This is a genomic window from Paenibacillus sp. FSL R5-0341, assembly GCF_037975235.1.
Taxonomy (GTDB): Bacteria; Bacillota; Bacilli; order Paenibacillales; family Paenibacillaceae; genus Paenibacillus; species Paenibacillus amylolyticus_A.
This window is the reverse complement of sequence record NZ_CP150241.1, coordinates 889,659-908,779: the sequence shown is the minus strand read 5'-3', so window position 1 is coordinate 908,779 and position 19,121 is coordinate 889,659. Positions and strand designations below refer to the sequence as shown.

The following is a 19,121-nucleotide window of genomic DNA, read 5'->3' as shown; positions in this document are numbered from 1 at the left end:
ATGCATGTGCACATATTAGACCAAAAAAATTTATTTCATCTTCTCATAGATGCGATTCATAACATTTATGAATGTTTCAAGCTCTTCAGGGGAGCATTGGACAAGTGCCTCTTGCTCTTGCTGTTTAGCCTTTGGTGTCAGGACATTATTCATTTCCAATCCTTCCGCCGTCAAACAAAGCAATACCGCTCTGCGGTCCTGTGGATCTTCTTCTCTCGTCACCAGACCTTTGCGAATTAACTTGTCTATAATTTTGCCTACAGTTGTCTGGTCCCGAACGGTTAATTCAGCCAGCTTCTTCTGCGATATATGACTTCCCGCCTTACTCAATTCATTCAGAACGGCAAATTGTTCCGGAGTAATATCCTGTTCACTCAGATTTCTGGTTGTTGTTTTTTTGTATGCCAGATACGTCCGTGACAAAATCAATCCGAGTGGATTTTCATCCATATTAACAGGCATGCTGATGCTCCTTTCTCTAAATAGTAGCACTACCATCTAATTTGCGTAAGCTCTATATTATTACCATATCTACAATACTGTCAATTTAATTTTTATCTTTTCAAACAAAAAGAGACCCACCCGATAGTCAGGCAGCTCTCTCCTCTGGCATCGTCAAGCCACACTTACTCGGGCTTGCCACTTGAAGTTTCGGTATCGTCCTTCTTCTTCGTACCTTTACTTTTATAAGGCTTCGGGGTACTTTTCGCCCGGTTAGCAGCTGCTTGCCAACGGTTCCAGCCTTTTTTGCCAGTACCACGGCCGGTGCCGCCTTTTCCTTTTGCTTTGCTCATGTTATCACTCCAATAATCCTGTATATGCTTAAAAATGACCGTCCTCGGTAACTTATTATGCAACCCAGCCCATCTAATTCACTTCCAGCAATTCTTATTATACCAAAAATCGATGCTCCTACGTCTTTTCCGCACAATTACATTTCAGCCTTCGGTTGTTTCACCGTTTTGACCCCTCTGAGTACCCGCAGAGATAACAGGAAACAGATCGCCAAAACAGCTGCTGCTGAAACGTAAGGATAGTTAATATTCACATCGAACAGTGCTCCAGCTACGATCGGACCTGCGATATTCCCCAAACTGGTATACGCCGAGTTCAGTCCGGCCACAAAGCCCTGTTGTTCTTGGGCCAATTTGGACATCTGTGTACTGATTGCCGGACGCAAAATGTCCATACCCAGAAAGACGATAAACGTTACCACAAGAATGAGCCAGTACGTATGCACGAACAAGGTTAACAGTACAAATACCGCTACAAACAACAGACAGACCGAAATGACCATCTTTTCACCAAACCGGTTGAGCAACCAACCGATCAGGGATACTTGCACAACCGCACCCGCAATGGAACCAAATGTAATAATGAATGCAATGTCTTTTGTCGTGAAACCAAACTTGTGATCCACAAACAATGAAAATACCGTCTCATAGTTCGCCAAACCAAATGCCATAACAAACACGATGATCAAGCTGAAAAAGTAGGGTTCACGGTACGAATTTAGCAATTGGGATACCATACCCGGAGCTTTGACCTTCACTAAGCCAGGGACAGGTTTACTCTGCTCTCCTGTGCTTCGTGCGGATTCCGGCAAAATAATCAAGGTAATGATCGCTGCCAGCAAACCAGCAACTCCTGCAGCGTAGAACGGTATTCGAATGCCAAAGTCCGCAATGTATCCACCAATTCCCGGACCGATGATGAACCCGGTTGTAATGGCTGCATTAATCAAACCCATACCTTTACCGCGTTCTTCCTCTGTCGTAATATCCGCGGTGTAGGCCATAACTGCCGGGAAGATCATCGCCGCTCCAATACCACCCAGCATCCGGGCTGCGAAGAGCAGCACTGGTGCGTTGACCGCACCGAACATAAACTCGGATACGGCAAAAATCAGCATGCCGCCAACGATAATTTTCTTACGTCCCCACGTATCCGACCATCGACCCGCAAGCGGGGAGAAAAGAAATTGAGTGAAGGAGAATGCCGCTACCAGCAATCCAACCGTGAATCCGGTGATATGCAACAGATCCATATACGCAGGCATGATCGGTACAACCAGACCAATACCCGTAAAAACGAGAAAAATATTAAACATTAACAGCAGCAGTGCGCCCCTGTTCCGTGTTAGTAATGCCATGATTCCATCCTCCGTAGTTGTCAAAATGTTGCTTAATCTTTATCTTTTGCAATCCCGTGCAAGAATACACTAGCGGCCTGGCGATATAGAGCGAGAGCCTGATCGGATTCCATGCCCCGTGACATCTGGCTAAGACCAATAATGGTACTTTCCAATATGAGCGCAAGATTATCTACATTGTCTGCTTTGAACTCACCGCTCTCAATGCCTTGTTCGATCATTTGTTTGTTAAATTGAAGATGCCGCTCAAACATCAAGGAGATACGCTCCTCGATATCATTTTCTTTCTTCTCCCCAGTGAAGAACTCATCGGCTGCTTTGGTCAGCGGGTGATTCATATCATCCAATATCAATTGTTCCGCCAAGCCGTAAATCTTCTCCGTGGAGGTGCGGTAGAGATGTTCTTTAGCTGCCCAACTCGCTTCCCACTCCCGATCCCACTCATCGATTAGATAAAGGAACAGGCCTTCTTTGCTTTTAAAATGGTAATATATATTGCCCTTACTGCTGCCCGTCGCAGCTACAATATCCTCAATGGACGTTGCTTTATAGCCTTTTTGTACAAAAAGGGCTTTGGAAGCATCCGCAAGTTTCTTCTTGGTCTGCTCGGTTTGAAGTTGTTTTTTATTCATATTCATTCGTTCCACTCCGTCCCATGCATACTGAACATTCGTTCTGTATTTTAACAGATGCATTGAATATAAGCAATGAAAAAGGAGAATCGGCAATTATGCCAACTCTCCTTACCTGATTCATTTCATCTTTTTACCTTGACCATGTAATATTTTCAGTTGACCATTCTCGTAACCAACCTGATACGTAACCTTATATTTCGCCGTTACATATTCGCCATCCCTGCGTTCATCCGCTGTAATGACGGCGGTGACTTCTATCTCATCATTCCCCTTGTCCGACGACGAGACCTCCCCGATAACTACATAATCGGTGTTAAGATACCCCTCACGGAATTTGGCATAAGTTGTGCCGCTTTGCCAGTCACTTCCGAGTAATGCATAGGATTCGACATAGTCACTCAAGTTCAGATAGCTATAGAAATCAGTAACCAATGCCTCGGCTTCAATAGAAGAAGCAGATAGCCTCGAAGTACCTTCACCTACCATTTGGACAGCTTTTGTGATAGACGAAGTATTGGACCATGCCTGCACCTGCTTCAACACACTAGTGATCGGGATACTAAATCCCAGTCCGGCTTCCTGTTTTACCCCAGTTGAATTAATACCAAGCACCTCGCCCGTCTCTGCATTGATCAGTGGGCCACCGCTATTACCGTTAGTGATAGGTGCGGAGATTTGGTACATATTCGTATAAATGTACGGTGCAATCTCAAAACTGCGTTCGACACCGCTAATGATTCCCGTTGTTACTGTGTTTTCGAAGCCTAACGGGCTGCCAAGCGCCAGAATCTCATCTCCAACTTCCGCTTTGGACTTCGCAATGGGCAACGGCTGTACTTCTTTCAAATCAGGTACTCTGATCACAGCAACATCCGTTTCTTCCCCGATCCCGATAACTGTACCTTTATATTCCTCATGATTCAACGTACGGATGGTCACTTCCTTTGATCCCTCCACGACATGCGCGTTAGTCACAACATCTCCCTGTTCATTGTATAGAAAACCGGAACCCAATCCACTGCTACTCTCAATCGTAACCACTTTTTTCTGACTCTCTTCAATGATCTGTTTACGCGTTTTCTTCACGATTGTCTTGGAGGCAGACTTCTCTTGAGGGGTTTCAACCTCCTTTGCAGTGACGACAGCCAATCTGGGACCAACCTCCAATTCATCAGCCGAGTGCTGATGTATCCATAACACGCCTCCTGCCCCAGCCCCGATAATGATTGCACTGGATAGGATTGTACTCCAAGTTCTTTTGGACATTCTAACTCCCCCTACTCCAGATACCATGTTGCACTCGAAACAGATACGTCTGCTGCTTCGTACACACCATAATAATAGGTTTCAAAATAACCCTGCTCTCCAGTACCCAATGTGACTGGATACACATATGCATCTGTCTCACCAATATAATCACCATCCGTGCTATTAATATTGATTATCAGTGCAATTGACCAGATCGGGCGCGTACCCTTGTTAGTTACCATCCCACTAATATGTAGATCACCATAAATATCCAGTTCCGCTGTCAGCTCTACAACACTTACTGCTCCTGTGCGATTTCTCAATTCTTCCTCAGCTGCTTGTTGTTCCGCTAACAGGATACGTTCTTCTTCTGCTTTCTCAAATGCCTTCTTCTCACGCAATATCTCTTCTCGATACGTTGTCAGTTTAACTTCCTCTGGAGCATAAGACAGCCCTTGATCAACGGTTTGCAGTGCCGCTGTAAAATTCTTTTTCTTCACTTGCTGCTCAGCCTGTTTATAGCTAATCCCGGTCAGTTTATCTACAATCTGCTTCTCTACTGCTTCGGCTTCCTTGCCATTCAAGTTTGATACTGTTTTGAGTTTCTCTGCCAGACCCTCAACCGTTGTCAAAGTATCAATCTCCTTTTTCACCTTCAGTACAGCCAGCGTGACCTTTCTGTTACTTAACGCGGCACGGACTTTGGCAAAAACCGGCTCCTCTCGTTCTCTCAACGCTTTGGATACAGCCTGAATAGTTTTGTCTCCTGCGGACAATTTTCCTGTTTTCAGACTTGTGGAAGCCTCGTTCAACTGATTCATCAGATTGAACGCTTTTGCCGTGATTTGGCGATCCTGTATAAGCGCATCTACATTCGGACGTTTCGCGAGAGCCGTATCCAGGAGTTGCAAAGCCTCTTTGTATTTTCCGTCCAGTGCAGCTTGTTCTGCTTGCAGATGCAGCGCTTTTACCTCTGCGTTTATACCGCTCTCCTGATTATAATAGTACGTCAACAGAGCACCCATTACCGCTGCCAATAGCAGGGGAATGATCCAGCTAAATGTACGACCTTGATTGGCACTTTCTTGCCTTGGTGCAGGTTGTTGTTGCCGGGATAGTGATTCGGCTGGTGCTGTTTCTTTCAATTTGGTGCTACACTTTCTGCACGTGTTATCCCCCGGGCTGTTTTTCGTCCCACATACGTGACAATACACCCTGATCCCTCCATCTAAAAAACATATGTAACCTTTACTCTCTGATACTTCAGCATGTTGCATGCTTCGATTCAAATCGCCAACGTGAATCGACATTTATCATATAGCAAAAAGGTAAAATACACCATATGTTCTATAGATATCACGTTTGAACGAGTCATACTGGATGCAAAAAAACCTTCCTACTTTAATATAGGAAGGCTCTAGTTATTTTCATTTTGTCACTCCGAAGGAAAAGCACTTAGATCCATATAGGAAACTTCCCACAGGTGATCATCAAGATCTTGAAAACTCCATCCATACATGAATCCATGATCCTGTGGTTCGTTGGATGGTTTCCCTCCTGCATCGAGGGCAGCTTGTACAATCACATCCACCTGTTCACGACTATCTACAGACAGTGCAACGATGACTTCGGTTGTATCGGCAGCATTGGAGATTTTTTTCGAGATGAAGGATTGGAACCGTTCCTCCACCAGAAGCATGGCGTAAATATTTTCTCCGATGATCATACAAGTAGCGGACTCGTCCGTAAAATTGGCGTCAAACTCAAACCCTACTTTGGTAAAGAATTCAACGGATTTCTTCAAATCTTGGACTGGTAAATTGACAAAAATCTGCTTAGCACGAATAGCCACCATGGATCACCTCGAACTCATAGAATAGATTCCACCTCAAAATAACACCTCGCGTATACGCTGTCAATTGAATATAATGGAGACATTCCAACTTGTGAGGTGACATGGATGTTGCTCCGAATGGTTCGAAGTAAATAGACGTCGGGCTGGGTCAAAACGCGTACCAGTTATCAAGGGACACGTCTGTCCATTTGATCCGATTCGACCACTTACAATAGAACGATTTCGCACAACTCTCTTGTCCTATTCAAACAAACTCACATTGGAGGAACATACAAATGAAAAATAAAATAGATTACGCTGACTTTTATGAACGAGTAGGCCGGACGAATGGCTGGAACTTCAGCTCCATGAATGTTGTCTCGGAAAAAATCGGATGGAACTTCTATGAGGAAGTTGTTCGCCATACGCGCTCGTCCGACCTGTTGCTGGATATTGGGACGGGTGGTGGAGAAGCTATCTTGTCCATTGCCAAAGAAGCCTTGTTATTGGTTGGGATCGATCTCGCTCAAGGAATGATTGAAACTGCACAGCATAACCTTCTCGCTGCGGGAGCTCATCCCAATGTACGCTTTCTGCGTATGGACGCAGAGAAACTGGCTTTTCCAAATTACTTCTTTGATGTGGTATCCTCCAGACACTCCAGATTCTCTGCTTCAGAAGTCTTCAGAGTGCTTGATGAGGGTGGGATATTTCTAACCCAGCAGGTCAGTGAACAAGATAAATCCAACATTTCAGAAGCTTTTGGCCGAGGACAGAGTCTTGGCATTCAACCTGGCACATTGATGGAACGATACAAGCATGAACTTCAAAAAGTAGGTTTCCAGGACATTCAGGCCCGTGAATATAATGTGGTGGAGCATTATGCTACACCCGAAGATTTGATGTTTCTCCTAACCCATGCACCCATCATTCCTGATTTTGGGAAGGTAGAAACTGACTTTGAGCGATTCCAGCAGTTTGTGAATGATCATCACGACGAGAAGGGCATTCGTACTAACTCGGCACGCTTCATGATTACTGCAAGGAAATAATGGCCAACCTTATCCTAAAACTATTGGGGGAAACATAATGTCAAAACAAGTTGAAATCACTTATCGTTTCGATGCTCCACGTGAACTTGTGTTTACGGCATTTACCGAATCAGAACACCTGCAGAAATGGTGGGGCCCAAAAGGTTGGACATTTGATGTTGCTGAATCAGATTTTCGTTCGGGCGGTGTCTTTCATTACAGCCAGAAACCTGCTGACGGCGACACCATGTGGGTTAAATTCACATACAGTGAGATTATTACATCAGAAAAAATTGTTTACACCAGTTTCTTTTCTAATGAGAACGGTGACACTGTACGTGCGCCCTTTGACGAAAGTTGGCCTATGAAAACCCTGAATACCATGACGTTCAGCGAAGACCAAGGGGAAACAACCCTTATAATGACTGTTGCTCCCGTATCTCCGACGGAGGAAGAAATTCAAACTTTCGAGGCTTCACAAGAGATGGTACAAGCAGGATTTACCGGAACATTCGATCAATTAACCGAATACCTAACAAAGATATAATCTATTTGGTGTACCCTTGGTATAGCCGCAAACAAAAAAAACACCGTAACCGGTGTTTTTTTGTTATTTATAACCTCACTCTATTTTCTTCGCATACCTTACTCGGCTCCATTGTTTACCTTGTCGGGCATTTCCAACTTCTCCAAGAAAGGCTTTAACTTATCCACGACATAGTGGCTTCCGCCCCGGCCGTTCACTTCTTCAATGACAGCGGATAACAGGAAGGTCGGAGAGTTGGTATCAAATACCACGAAAAATCCGTTCTCTTGACCCTTTTCTCCCTTCTTCGCTTTCAGCTCCGCTGTTCCCGTCTTACCCGCGAGTCCTCCAGCGATTGAATTCAAGGAGTGGGCCGTGCCTCCCTGCCGGGAAACGACTTCTACCAAAGCATCCTTAACCGTATTTGCGGCTTCTGGAGTAATAATCACCTCAGGGTCAGTGCTTTCTTTTCCCTCAATCAGAACAGGCTTCACCAGTTTTCCTTCATTAATAAAAGGTGTAAATGACGTTGCCAGATGAATCGGTGACATCAACATCTCCCCTTGCCCATAGGACGTATCCGCGAGCAACACCTCAGACGACAGATCCAGATTCGCTTCGTTGGCGTATTGGCTCGGCTTCAAATACAATTCATCCAGTCCAAAATTATCACCAAAACCAAACTTCTGGATCCCATCAATAAACTTGGCGCTGCCCATCTCGATCGCTTCCATGGCAAAGTAAATATTGTCCGAGTACACCAGTGCATCGACCATATTCACCGGAGATAAACTCTTCACACGCTTGACATAATAACCGCCCCAACTATCGTCTTTGCGCCATTGCAAGCCAGAGATATCATGTGTTTTGTCCGCTCTGGTCACCTTCTCCATCAGTCCAGCTGCGGCTGTAATCGCTTTGAAGGTTGATCCCGGTACATACCGGGTAGTGACTCTGTTGATAAAAGGAAGCTTCTCATTCGCCGAATATGCATCCCACTCTGCCTGAGTAAGTCCTGTAACCATCTTGTTCGGGTTATAGGAAGGCGCACTGGCCAACGCCAGCAGGTTGCCGTCCGTTGGATTCATCAGTACCATCGCTCCGGCATCTCCTCCGCTGGATAATGTCTGATACAGTTTCTTTTGTTGCTTGGAGCTAATCGTCAGTTGCACATCCTGTCCATCTACAGCATCCTTACGAATAAGCTCAGAGCGGGAGTTGCCGGATTCATCCGTGATTTCAATCAGACCGCCACGTTCACCACGCAGCTGTTTCTCCATGGACTGCTCCAAACCTGCTTTGCCGATCCAGTCCTCTGCGCGATAATACCCTTCCGTATCCTTATCCAGATCTTCTTTGGTGGCTTTCCGCACGTAACCAATCAGGTGTGCAGCTGCCTCACCGAGTGGATAATAACGGATTTCTTTGCTTTGCATCGTAACCCCGCTTAAAGACGAAGGTACGTCAAACTCTTCCGTGGAAGCAATCGGGACAAAATATTCCGGTTTCACCCATGTCTGCGCAAGCGCCTTGTGAATGGCATCTTCCGAAACCTGATAATAGCTCGCGATTCGGGCGATCATCTGGTCCGGGTTATCACCAAGTTTCTCAGGTACAATGCCCCATTCGTTCATCGTACCCTTGGTAGCCAGCGGCAAACCATCGCGATCCACAATGTTTCCACGATCCGGGAACAGCGTCCTCACGCGTACCTTACTGCCCTTAATCATGTCAGTCAGAATCAGCGAAGGCTGCCAGTTAATTTGCCAGGTTTTACTCCCGTCTTCAAGCTCCTGCCGCACCAGATTCAGTGTATGCGTCTCACTAACTTCTCCCAAAAAGGTTGTCAGTTGCAGATCATAATCCACTTCATACGTATCCGGGTTAGTATTCTCTGCAGTTGCCTTGCTGTCATCAGACGCCGTTTCGGCAACATCCACTGGCTTAACTTCCGCCTTGACGGTGGATACTTCCATACCCGAATAGATCGCATTGTATTTCTCAACAAATTGTTCCTTGTTCATGCCCGAGTCTTGCAGCGAAGCAGGCGTCATCAACGTATACAGCTGGTCAAACTCTTTTTTCTGCAGATGCTCTATGTACTGATTCACGGTGGTCTGGGGCTTGGCCTCTGCTTCTTTGTTATTCTGCATGTATAGATACATTCCGATTCCACCTGCAAATAAGATGGGCAGCAGTCCGTACATTAATTTACGCTTGGATTTCATGGTTACATCACCTCTAATATACACTATAGATTTCCAGAGCCATTTAAACAATGAAACAAATCTGACGAATTTATCATTAAAAATAGCCGAAAGCTCACATAATATGTTTAAATAAGAAGAGTGAGATTACATACTAAAGCTTTTTTGCTATGCAAAAGGCTGAAAAGGAGCCCGATGATGGAAATCAGCTATTTTTTACTCCCCAAAGCCGAAGTGGCCTATATCAAGTCTACCGCTTCCATGAAAGATGCTATTGAGCAACTGGAATCGCAGCACTACACCGCCATTCCCGTGATTGACCAGGATGGAAAATATGTTGCTACCCTGTCCGAAGGCGATTTGTTATGGAAAATGCGAAATACACCCGGATTGACTTTTGATACGATGGATCAGGTTCAGGTCCATGAGATTAACAATCGGGTATATAATGAATGTGTATACATTGAGGCTGAAATGGAGGATATGCTGACACTCGCGGCAGACCAAAATTTTGTGCCCGTGGTAGATGTCGATCGTGTCTTCCTCGGTATTATCCGTCGTAAGGATATTATTGAATATTATACGCGTAACATTTCGGATTAGATTTAAGCAGACCATCCCGGTAATAAACGAATATTCAACTCGAAAGGGTACTCCTGTGGTCAATCATTGGCCAACTGGGGTACCCTTCTCTATTGACGGTATGGCGGGGTATCACGCTATTTACGCTTAGCACGCTCCTCTTTGTAATACATCAACACGTCCCTTGGGCTTCCCTGAAATGCGCGCTCTTTGCCGAACTCATACGCCTGATGCAGATACGAATACGCCTCGTCATGCTGTTCAAGTCTCAAGCAGATCATGCCGAGATCGATCAACGGACTCGTATTTCTATCCGTACTCCGTGTTTGCAGCGATATCTCAGCCCACGGCTTCGCCAGTTCATATTGCTTCAGATCCATATGTGCATTCGCGTGGCAGGATGCGATCCAGCTTGCAATCTCCCATTCCATCTTCGGCTCGGGCAACATGCCCCATGCCTGATCATAATAGGTAAGTGCTTGTTCATGTTGTTGCGTCTCATCCAGCACATTACCAGCTTCTACCGTTCCAATAATTTGTCGCTCCAGTTCGGCATGTTCCGGTGTTAGATCTTTCATTGCACCGTCTCTTCTTCCAGGACGAAATACCACTCCAGAAAAGCATTGAAATCAGCCCACTGAGGCTCACTCTCGCCATTGAGAAACCGTTCGATGGACTCCCCCAGTTCCACCAGCACCACTTCTCCCGTCTGACGGTTGTAGAAAAATCCACCTTCACCTTCAAAACTATCCATTGGAATATACGCCTCGGGAAGCCCCAGTGTAAGCTGTGCTACATTCATGTCTTCCATATATACGGTGTTCTCCATAAACCAGCAGATCTGATACAACTCCTGATGCCTGCTGTAGAAAGTCGGTCCATCCTCTGCATGTAAATAAAATTGTGCAAAATCTGACTGTAGATCGATCTCTAGCTTCCGTAATCCTTCTTCGTATGCTGCTGGAACATCTTCATGCCACCAGCCTTGCTCCTGGCAATGATCAATCACTTTATTGGATAACATCGTAGCCCTCCTATTTCAATTTTGCTCATAATACCTGTTCAAAAAGATTGGTTTTCAGTACCGAGAAGATGGGATGAAGCTAGAAATGGAGTAGCGGAGCGTAGGGAGAACTACGTGAGCAACCGCAATGTTTCTGCATGAAACAACCTCCGTAAGCCTCCACTTATTTCGGCTGAATTCCATATTCGATGCCCCCAGGCATCCTTAGTAATCAAAAGCGGACTTTTTGAAGAACCTCCTATTTCAATTTGACGGGTATCCAGATTTGGGGAGGCGTGCCGTGACCTTTATATACTTCAAGTTCCGGAATGCCTGCATGCTGACATGAAGTGGAAGGAAACCATTCTGTCATAATATGGTGCCACAACCGTTGTATCGCCTCCGGCTCTAATTCATCGGCCTCAAATACAACCCAATGGGACGCGGGAAGTTCGATTGACACCAAACCTTCAGGCACTTCACCTGAGTGAGAGGTAGCAATCCAGTACTCCATTTGATTGTCCTGCAGCTCTCGCTGATCTACACAGATTCCCACCAGACCAGGAATGGCTCCGTTATTGAACCCGTTTAAACGTTCCTCAATTCCATCTGCCAATGCATCTTGCCACATCTTTGGAATTTCTCTTAAATTCTCGCCATCCACACAAGAGAACGTTCGTTTAATGCCCACAAAGCTAAGGGACTGCTGTTCGACCACTTTATCATTCACATTCATTAGATGGACTCCTCTCCGAGAGCGATATGGGGCATGATTCTCCATGATCCATTCATGAAAACATTGTCTGATAATTGATATGTATCTCCGATATGTCCTACAGTTACTGTATCAAAAGAGTAGGTAGATTGGAAATAGTGCCCGTATTCATGTTCATCCTGTCCTCCATTTCCTAATTCTGGTGCAACTTTCTTCTTAGTCGTTCGTCAAATTACTGATTAAATTTAAAGGAGATGACTATGCGAATAACTTGCAGCCCCGGTTTCCCAGGAAGCATGATTGGATCGATTGATCTTCAGCCATCGAAGTATTACAACGCACCTTCCAGTAACAGCCAGATTACAGATCATGTTAATCCTGAACTCGTTACAATCCCATATGTGGAAGATTTGGAATTCGGATCACACTTTGACCCCATGAAGATCATGAACGGAACTTATAAAGATGAAATGCATGTGAGCTATGATGTGGAGTTTACAATTGATGTGGACAAAAAAGGCTACATTACGCAATTTGAGCATACGTTCCAGCTGGAACGTTATCTAGATCTGGTTCGCACACAGTCCTATAAAGTGATTAAGACAAACTGGCGTGGACAAATATTTCACGTGATGACATACAGTTACCTGGAGGAAGTCATTAATACGAAGAATGTTCTTTTTAGATGTAACAATGCCGAAGATGTCTTCGTCGTGGCTGAACTTATGCCTCATCGTGTTGGTGGCATTGTGGTACAGCCCAATAATCTTTATCTTCATTTCCGTGCACTCATCTCGGCCCGAGATGATCTGTACCCATTAGATTATATGTGTGAGCCTGATTTCGACCTGAGTCTCGATTAAAAAAGTAGATACATATGTATGAGGAGTACAAGCTGTCCCGAATCGGCGGGGGCAGCCTGTGTTCTTTTTTTTCACAATTAAAACTCCAATTCTACTCATTTCCCTCTCACTCCTTCACACGATCGACCTTATGCTCCCATACCTGCCTCTAAGCAAAATCAGCTGTAATGTCGATGAATATACCATGATGTTGTAAAGGCATACGTTCTTCGTACGTTCAGAATTGAGAGGGGTTGGAAACATGGTTTACCGAAAAAATAAAATGCATTCGCTGTTCACTCTGCCCTTGGCAGGCCTGCTGTTTCTGTTATGGGGTGCTCAAGCGGCGCATGCAGAACAGATCGACAGTTTGCTCCCAGAGCGAAGTCAGCAAGAAATTGTTCAGAAGTGGAATCAGTGGATGAATGGCAATGATGCATCTCCCTTGTATAAAGAGACACCTTCGACAAGTGCTCCCTACTCTGCTGGTGTGGTAAGTGACGCCTATCTGGAGCATGGGCTGAACGCAGCCAACTTTTATCGTTTTATCACGGGTCTTCAGGGAGATCTTGTCCTTGATTCGACATTAAATCGTCAAGCCCAGCATGGGGCTGTTGTGGTCTCCACGGGTGGATACCTGTCCCATTATCCAGAGCAGCCGGGAGATATGCCAAAGGATTTCTTTGACATAGGTTCAAAGTCTGCCAGCAGCTCCAATCTGTACCTTACCAGCAGTGCCAAGAATAACGTCCTGACAAAAAGCATCCAGGCCTACATGAATGATTCGGATGCCTCCAATATTGATCGATTGGGTCACCGACGCTGGATTTTGAGTCCACAATTGCAACGAATCGGATTTGGACTCGCCACTCGTAGTGAAGCAGGCAAGACATATGATCAGTACTATAGTGCCATGCAGGTATTCGACAAGAGCAGAACTGGGTCAGCCCCTTTTAACTACAGTCTGTTCCCAAATCAGGGCGCCTTTCCAATCGAAGCCTTTGGCAGTACACAGGCATGGTCTGTTCAATTGAATACTAATGTATTCGCGGAACCCTCATTGTCTGACGTACAGGTCGAGATGACTCGAACTTCCGATCAACGTACGTGGACTTTTAATGCCCACAATCAGAACAGTGGCTTTCCAACAGGTTATTACAACGTGGACCCTGCGGATAAACAATGGTTTAATCAAGCCTATTTCAATGTAGAGACAGGTGGATATGGATATGGCTACGCTATTATCTTCCGTCCCGATGATGTGCAAATGTTAAAGAACGGCGATACGTTCAACATTCGAATTACAGGTCTGCAAAAGAAGAACGGTACAGCAGCGGAAATCACATACTCCACGCGTTTCTTCCATGTTGACGGTGTTCAAGACGCCACTCTTACCCGTATAACACCAGGACAACAAAACCTGAACGTTCGAACAGGAGAACAGATTGATCTGCCTTCGATCACTGCCGTGAATAATAACGGAACATCCTATGTTCCACATTCTAATGTTTCCTTCACGACGACGTCGGATCGCATTGCCATCAAGGATGGCAAAATACTCGGTCTTCAGGCTGGTAAAGCCGAAATAAGGATTCGTTTTGAAGGAAAAGAAGCGGTTGTCTCTGTTACGGTAACGGGAATCCCCCAATTAAGTGATATCCGCACACATTGGGCGAAAGATGCCATTCAATGGGCCGTTCAACAGGAGATGGTCAGTGGATACGAGGATGGAACGTTCAAACCCAACAATCAGGTAAGTGAGGCCGAATTTCTCTCCATGTTGTTCAAGCTGTATGCGAATTCCCATGTCATTCAGAGCATCGATGCTGTGGAGGGGCAAGCTGCCAAAGGAAACATCTGGAGTGATCGTTACTATACCTATGCATCCGCGTTGAATCTGAATCTGGATGCCAGCAAGCAGAATCCAAAGCTTCGCAATCATGCCTTGAACCGGACAGAAGTAGCTGTGATTGTAGCTGGTCTTGGCGGTAAAAATTATATCAAGGATGAAGATGCCATCAGGTATCTGCTGAACATGGGATACTCTTCCGGCAAAACGGCAGCTACGGTGCAAGGTTATGCGGGACAAGAATCCTTGACCCGGGCAGAGGCCGTTGTTTTTCTCCAGAACCTGAAGGAAAAAGGCTTCGAACTATGGAGCAGACCGAAGAATGCCACTGAAGCTACCGAGAATGAAAAGAACGGTGGACTACCGGATCAGACCATGAAAGCAGTATATTCTGACGATCACACGCTGATCCTTCAAGGAACGTTCCCGGCGTATGCCAACCAGACGATGCAGATCAAAATCCATGGTCCTTCGCCTGCTGTAGAGCACATCCAGACGCAGCAGGTTACAACAGATGCCTATGGCAATTTTAAACTGACGGTAAGTAACCTTGACGCGAAGGAACTTAATCTCTATGTGGACGTACGCGAAGATTATTCCTACTGGATCAGTGTAGAGGCGGGGCGTACAGCGATAAGTGATTATACGGAGTAACATGTAAAAACCAGCTTGGGGATGCTACATTCGATTTCCCAAGCTGGTTTGTTTGTTATGAGGACTGATTCTGGTATGAGACATGACATACGTTCAATGTTCAATGTTCAATGTATTGGTGGATATAACTTTTTACGTGTAGACTTTAAATTGGATGACCGAATTGCTTTGCCTTTTCTTTCATTATCCTCGCTAACCTCGCTCTTAATCCACTCATCCATTCCGGTTCATGTAACCACTGTTCTGAAGCAGACCGAAGCACACGCACATAACCATATAGGTTGGCAAAACGGCGACATGCAGGGAACATGCTCTCCAGATCATAACGTTCTCCTGCCTTGGACCAGTACCCGTTCAGAAACAATTCCCTTTTTTGCTCCCATTGCTCAGGCTCGATTTCCTCACGTAAACTATCCAAGCTACGCTCCACATCCATCGCGTACCAATGATACATGGAATCATCAAAATCAATGGCATAGCAAGACTGGCTTTCTTCGTTATAGAAGACATTGTCCAGTTCAAAATCGTAGTGGATGAGACCGAAATTTTGCTGGGTCATCGTCCAAGTCGCAAAATACGTTTGGAGAAATTCCACCTCGTTCAGAGCAGCCGTCTCTGTTGGAAATCCCTTCAGAATCTCCTGCATCCAATTCAAAACATCCGTATAGGTCCAGCGCCGCTTCTCCTCCTGCTCAGGTATGAATGCGCGCGATAGATGATGCAGCTCACCCAGTGCCTGACTATAGCTGTACAGGATGGAGTCATTCAAATCAAGGCTTCCTAACTGCGATCCGGGTACTCGCTTGAATACAGAAGCATAGTACGTTCCCCATGGGGTGTGAGCCTCTACGATTTCTGTCTCTGAATGAGAAGGTACAGCCTCCATGGCTCCATAATGATTCGTTCGAAGATAACGTAGGAACGCCAGTTCAGCGCTAAGATTGACCTGATTTTTCTCCTCTACCGGGGCAAAACGAAGCAAGCGAACTTCCCCCTGATCTCTGAACGGGTACACGGCATTGGAGGATATGCGATAATACTGAAACATATCCAGCGATTCGGGATCATAGTTCCAATTCTTTAGGATCATCTCGGCAAGATCATGATGTTGAAATAAATATTTTAATTTTAACATGGGCATTTCTCCTTTTTGATCGTTTGTTATGGATTGTCTGTAACACACGAATGCCTATTTTTGCGCGCAAAAAGCCGCAGGCTATGCCTGCGGCTTTTAAAAATTCTGAGTATATGAGAAATTTGCACAAGCAAATAAACCTCGCATACGCCAGAAAAATTGAGCAGTTATATCCCTATATGTCGGAAGATCTCAGATCGGTCTGGGAAACGAAATGTGTTCCAACCTGCATCTGATGACCTACCGGAATTATTCAGTTTATGCTTACCTTCATTGTAGTAATAGAGCATACCATCTTAGACCGTCGTTTCATGACGCTCACTCCCTTCGAAAGACCAATTGTTTCCATAATAACCCATATACCGAATGTAAGCAATTACAAAATGACGATATTCCCATCGTCTTTTACTGGACAACCATCACCCGTTCAACGGTCTCGGTGTTGTCCTTATACCACACCATCACGATGTTTTCTTTTTGAATATCTGACACTTGAATGGACGAATTTGCACTTGGGCTGGATTTGCCCGAACGCGGCGTGCCCATACCTTCAGTAATAGTGACATCATCACTTATATCCAACTTCATTTCCATTCCAGTATCCTTCCATTCCATGCTTGGAGATGAGGTGTCCTGCATTTCAAGTAACGCCAGCGTGACTGTGTTTCCATTCACGGAGATGACTCTGCCTGTCATGTCGGCATCCATCATCCCCTGCGTCATGTCCGGACTGCCTGTACGGTCATTCATACCCGTGCCGCCCCTTCCACCTCTAGGTGTTCCTCCGTTCATGCCCATGCCACCGCCATTCGGCATGCCGCCACCGTTCATGCCTTGTGCAGAACCGGTGTTGGTAATATTTTGGGCGGTTATCACATCGCAAGCCGTCAACATAACCGAACATCCCAGCAGCAAGAGCAGCGTAACCGATGTGAAATATTTATTTTTTCGCATATGATCACCTTTCTCTCAGGGAATATCTCTCCAAGGTACGTTTACGATGGAATATAAGATCATACGTATCTTTGAATCCCATATAGGACAGCACAACCAACAGTGGATATACAGGGTAGATGTATCTGGACTTAATTTCCCATAGAATATAAAATCCGATGAATCCGAGAATGACCAGGATCAATGAGACTTCATCATACCGTTTACGACGAATTCCACCGACCAACCGGATGAGAATAAAACAGTACATCAAGAAATTCATCACATATACGATCCAGAGCAAACCTGTCCGATAAGCCGAATCCCCCCGCAACAGTTCTGTTATCGCATTGGTATAACTGTAGGAGCCTGCGATTCCGCCTCCCCTGCCTCTTCCTGCACCCAAGGAACTTTCATTGCCGATTCCGTATCGGTCCATCTGGTACGTTCCTTCGGTCCAGGTCCATATGATCTTTTTGTAATACATCTGCACCAAGTCACTTGCACTTGCTTCGGATAGTTTATTGCTGATCTCTTGTTTGAACAAATCTGCGCTTTCAGCCTTATTGTAGTTGGCTTGCCTCTGATAGATTTGATAGCTCTCCATATTGTCCCAGAAGCCAAAACGCTCCAGGTTAATCCCCATGTTCAGCCACATATAGACCGGCGAGGCATTCTCTCCCACAGGTTCGCTCACTGCACCGGAGGATTGAAGAACCGCATTCTGAGTCCAGGTTGGTACATTAAACAACATACCCAGCACACCGATGGAAATGATGACTTTCTTCATTCCGATGCTCCGCATATTCAGCAGGATAGTTATGATGGCAGCGATCAGCATGATTATGCCGATGCTTCGGAAGTAGTTGCCCATCGCGAGAAAAACGGCGGCAATGACGATTGTTTTCCAAGACTTTTCACGTACAAAACGAATGAAGAAGTATAAGCACGATGTCAGAAATGCTGTGGCAATCACATCGTTATAGATCAGGTTGTTCAGGAACAGGGATGGCAGGTACGTCGCTGCAAAGATCAACACACCGTAATCACGTTCCGTGGATCTGTCGTTCACTTGTTTGTAGATAAGATAAATCATGAACGTCGTTAATGTTGAAAACAAAATATTAAATAGTTTGATGACCAGATAGTTGTCCGGGAACAGGTACAGCAATGTCTTCAGATACAGCACGATCGAGTAGTTAAACGGGAACATGTGCAGATAACCACCCGTTTCAAACGACGAGTAGTCTTGGTCGTACAGCATATTCATGGCGAGTGAGAGAACAGTCTGTGAATCATCGGTGGGCACTCTCGGAAATACGAAAATGATGATGATCTGAATGGCCAGAGAACTGAGCAGCACCATCGGAATGACAACCTTCGGGCTGTATTTGTTCAGATTCAGACACAGAGCGTATAACCCAACACCTGAACCAAGGAGCAAAAGAATGACCGGGAGGAAAACACTCCACTGCTGCATGCCCAAAATGGGATTGTCCCCATACAAGGCGTAGTTGTACTGTGCACGAATCAACAAGGACGAAGCAATGAATACCGCAACAAACACGAGCAAAATGAGATAAAACGACTTATGCAGCATCTTAGACATGCCAAAACTCCTTTTCGAATACAGGATTCCGTGAGTATTATAATGGCTCTGGCTGAAAAATCGCTGAATTCGAACAAACAATTTCATTCATAAAACTAACGAATTATCCCTCTAATGTCGATAATATACATCGGATACATAATATTATCATTTTATACTAGAAGGA

19 protein-coding genes are annotated in these 19,121 nt (G+C 45.2%); 5 read left to right on the top strand and 14 right to left on the bottom strand.

From position 1 onward, the window contains the following. Positions 1-30: 30 nt before the first annotated feature. The 7 genes from MKX75_RS04150 to MKX75_RS04120 all read right to left on the bottom strand — a co-directional run bounded on the left by MKX75_RS04150 (position 31) and on the right by MKX75_RS04120 (position 5,887). Positions 31-462, bottom strand: coding sequence for a MarR family transcriptional regulator (locus MKX75_RS04150; RefSeq protein ID WP_339168524.1), 432 nt, complete (start codon positions 460-462; stop codon positions 31-33). Between the two features lie 164 nt (positions 463-626). Beyond that, positions 627-794 (bottom strand): DUF3934 family protein, encoded by a 168-nt coding sequence (locus MKX75_RS04145; RefSeq protein WP_076333364.1) that lies wholly within the window; start codon positions 792-794, stop codon positions 627-629. Between the two features lie 137 nt (positions 795-931). Next, positions 932-2,152, bottom strand: a complete 1,221-nt coding sequence (locus MKX75_RS04140; protein WP_062836327.1) for an MFS transporter — start codon at positions 2,150-2,152, stop codon at positions 932-934. Between the two features lie 32 nt (positions 2,153-2,184). Continuing rightward, positions 2,185-2,784: a TetR/AcrR family transcriptional regulator gene (locus MKX75_RS04135; RefSeq protein WP_062836340.1), complete on the bottom strand. Its 600-nt coding sequence runs from the start codon at positions 2,782-2,784 to the stop codon at positions 2,185-2,187. A gap of 120 nt (positions 2,785-2,904) precedes the next feature. After that, positions 2,905-4,053: a trypsin-like peptidase domain-containing protein gene (locus tag MKX75_RS04130; protein WP_076333365.1), complete on the bottom strand. Its 1,149-nt coding sequence runs from the start codon at positions 4,051-4,053 to the stop codon at positions 2,905-2,907. 11 nt (positions 4,054-4,064) lie between these two features. Continuing rightward, positions 4,065-5,180, bottom strand: coding sequence for a hypothetical protein (locus MKX75_RS04125; protein ID WP_076333366.1), 1,116 nt, complete (start codon positions 5,178-5,180; stop codon positions 4,065-4,067). 290 nt (positions 5,181-5,470) lie between these two features. After that, entirely contained in the window at positions 5,471-5,887 is a 417-nt protein-coding gene (locus MKX75_RS04120; RefSeq protein ID WP_047840603.1) for a VOC family protein, read from the bottom strand. A gap of 278 nt (positions 5,888-6,165) precedes the next feature. Here MKX75_RS04120 and MKX75_RS04115 point away from each other — a divergent pair, with 278 nt between their 5' ends. Further along, positions 6,166-6,921 carry a class I SAM-dependent methyltransferase gene (locus MKX75_RS04115; protein ID WP_076333367.1) on the top strand — a complete coding sequence of 252 codons (756 nt, stop codon included), beginning with the start codon at positions 6,166-6,168 and terminating at the stop codon, positions 6,919-6,921. A gap of 37 nt (positions 6,922-6,958) precedes the next feature. Then, the gene (locus tag MKX75_RS04110; protein ID WP_076333368.1) at positions 6,959-7,447 is read left to right on the top strand and encodes an SRPBCC domain-containing protein; all 489 of its coding nucleotides are present in this window, start codon (positions 6,959-6,961) and stop codon (positions 7,445-7,447) included. Between the two features lie 98 nt (positions 7,448-7,545). Here MKX75_RS04110 and MKX75_RS04105 read toward each other — a convergent pair whose 3' ends face one another. Continuing rightward, complete coding sequence (locus MKX75_RS04105; protein ID WP_339168522.1) at positions 7,546-9,654, bottom strand: penicillin-binding transpeptidase domain-containing protein; 2,109 nt, start codon at positions 9,652-9,654, stop codon at positions 7,546-7,548. 177 nt (positions 9,655-9,831) lie between these two features. On the opposite strand from MKX75_RS04105, the gene MKX75_RS04100 reads away from it, so the two are divergent. Further along, complete coding sequence (locus MKX75_RS04100) at positions 9,832-10,236, top strand: CBS domain-containing protein (protein ID WP_062836321.1); 405 nt, start codon at positions 9,832-9,834, stop codon at positions 10,234-10,236. A gap of 116 nt (positions 10,237-10,352) precedes the next feature. Here MKX75_RS04100 and MKX75_RS04095 read toward each other — a convergent pair whose 3' ends face one another. The 3 genes from MKX75_RS04095 to MKX75_RS04085 form a co-directional block, all read right to left on the bottom strand. Beyond that, positions 10,353-10,793, bottom strand: coding sequence for a hypothetical protein (locus tag MKX75_RS04095; protein ID WP_076333370.1), 441 nt, complete (start codon positions 10,791-10,793; stop codon positions 10,353-10,355). Further along, positions 10,790-11,239 (bottom strand): hypothetical protein, encoded by a 450-nt coding sequence (locus MKX75_RS04090; RefSeq protein ID WP_076333371.1) that lies wholly within the window; start codon positions 11,237-11,239, stop codon positions 10,790-10,792. Before MKX75_RS04090 ends, MKX75_RS04095 begins: the two co-directional genes overlap by 4 nt. Before the next feature lie 238 nt (positions 11,240-11,477). Continuing rightward, the gene (locus MKX75_RS04085; RefSeq protein ID WP_076333372.1) at positions 11,478-11,954 is read right to left on the bottom strand and encodes a GyrI-like domain-containing protein; all 477 of its coding nucleotides are present in this window, start codon (positions 11,952-11,954) and stop codon (positions 11,478-11,480) included. A 239-nt stretch (positions 11,955-12,193) separates the two neighbouring features. On the opposite strand from MKX75_RS04085, the gene MKX75_RS04080 reads away from it, so the two are divergent. Further along, the gene (locus tag MKX75_RS04080; RefSeq protein WP_076333373.1) at positions 12,194-12,796 is read left to right on the top strand and encodes a hypothetical protein; all 603 of its coding nucleotides are present in this window, start codon (positions 12,194-12,196) and stop codon (positions 12,794-12,796) included. A gap of 241 nt (positions 12,797-13,037) precedes the next feature. Beyond that, the gene (locus MKX75_RS04075) at positions 13,038-15,278 is read left to right on the top strand and encodes an S-layer homology domain-containing protein (RefSeq protein ID WP_339168521.1); all 2,241 of its coding nucleotides are present in this window, start codon (positions 13,038-13,040) and stop codon (positions 15,276-15,278) included. 145 nt (positions 15,279-15,423) lie between these two features. On the opposite strand, the gene MKX75_RS04070 is transcribed toward MKX75_RS04075, so the two are convergent. From MKX75_RS04070 to MKX75_RS04060, 3 genes are all read right to left on the bottom strand, one after another. After that, positions 15,424-16,413, bottom strand: a complete 990-nt coding sequence (locus MKX75_RS04070; RefSeq protein WP_339168520.1) for a phosphotransferase — start codon at positions 16,411-16,413, stop codon at positions 15,424-15,426. A 405-nt stretch (positions 16,414-16,818) separates the two neighbouring features. Next, complete coding sequence (locus tag MKX75_RS04065; protein ID WP_339168518.1) at positions 16,819-17,367, bottom strand: hypothetical protein; 549 nt, start codon at positions 17,365-17,367, stop codon at positions 16,819-16,821. A gap of 4 nt (positions 17,368-17,371) precedes the next feature. Beyond that, positions 17,372-18,955 carry a glycosyltransferase family 39 protein gene (locus tag MKX75_RS04060; RefSeq protein WP_339168517.1) on the bottom strand — a complete coding sequence of 528 codons (1,584 nt, stop codon included), beginning with the start codon at positions 18,953-18,955 and terminating at the stop codon, positions 17,372-17,374. Between the last annotated feature and the right edge of the window lie 166 nt (positions 18,956-19,121).

What these genes read in the sequence shown, in the direction of transcription:
- MKX75_RS04115 (WP_076333367.1), top strand. Translation starts at nt 6,166, where the DNA reads ATGAAAAATAAAATAGATTACGCTGACTTTTATGAACGAGTAGGCCGG.
- MKX75_RS04145 (WP_076333364.1), bottom strand. Translation starts at nt 794, where the DNA reads ATGAGCAAAGCAAAAGGAAAAGGCGGCACCGGCCGTGGTACTGGCAAA.
- MKX75_RS04140 (WP_062836327.1), bottom strand. Translation starts at nt 2,152, where the DNA reads ATGGCATTACTAACACGGAACAGGGGCGCACTGCTGCTGTTAATGTTT.
- MKX75_RS04075 (WP_339168521.1), top strand. Translation starts at nt 13,038, where the DNA reads ATGGTTTACCGAAAAAATAAAATGCATTCGCTGTTCACTCTGCCCTTG.
- MKX75_RS04070 (WP_339168520.1), bottom strand. Translation starts at nt 16,413, where the DNA reads ATGTTAAAATTAAAATATTTATTTCAACATCATGATCTTGCCGAGATG.
- MKX75_RS04095 (WP_076333370.1), bottom strand. Translation starts at nt 10,793, where the DNA reads ATGAAAGATCTAACACCGGAACATGCCGAACTGGAGCGACAAATTATT.
- MKX75_RS04065 (WP_339168518.1), bottom strand. Translation starts at nt 17,367, where the DNA reads ATGCGAAAAAATAAATATTTCACATCGGTTACGCTGCTCTTGCTGCTG.
- MKX75_RS04130 (WP_076333365.1), bottom strand. Translation starts at nt 4,053, where the DNA reads ATGTCCAAAAGAACTTGGAGTACAATCCTATCCAGTGCAATCATTATC.
- MKX75_RS04105 (WP_339168522.1), bottom strand. Translation starts at nt 9,654, where the DNA reads ATGAAATCCAAGCGTAAATTAATGTACGGACTGCTGCCCATCTTATTT.
- MKX75_RS04110 (WP_076333368.1), top strand. Translation starts at nt 6,959, where the DNA reads ATGTCAAAACAAGTTGAAATCACTTATCGTTTCGATGCTCCACGTGAA.
- MKX75_RS04100 (WP_062836321.1), top strand. Translation starts at nt 9,832, where the DNA reads ATGGAAATCAGCTATTTTTTACTCCCCAAAGCCGAAGTGGCCTATATC.
- MKX75_RS04080 (WP_076333373.1), top strand. Translation starts at nt 12,194, where the DNA reads ATGCGAATAACTTGCAGCCCCGGTTTCCCAGGAAGCATGATTGGATCG.
- MKX75_RS04090 (WP_076333371.1), bottom strand. Translation starts at nt 11,239, where the DNA reads ATGTTATCCAATAAAGTGATTGATCATTGCCAGGAGCAAGGCTGGTGG.
- MKX75_RS04060 (WP_339168517.1), bottom strand. Translation starts at nt 18,955, where the DNA reads ATGTCTAAGATGCTGCATAAGTCGTTTTATCTCATTTTGCTCGTGTTT.
- MKX75_RS04085 (WP_076333372.1), bottom strand. Translation starts at nt 11,954, where the DNA reads ATGAATGTGAATGATAAAGTGGTCGAACAGCAGTCCCTTAGCTTTGTG.
- MKX75_RS04150 (WP_339168524.1), bottom strand. Translation starts at nt 462, where the DNA reads ATGCCTGTTAATATGGATGAAAATCCACTCGGATTGATTTTGTCACGG.
- MKX75_RS04135 (WP_062836340.1), bottom strand. Translation starts at nt 2,784, where the DNA reads ATGAATAAAAAACAACTTCAAACCGAGCAGACCAAGAAGAAACTTGCG.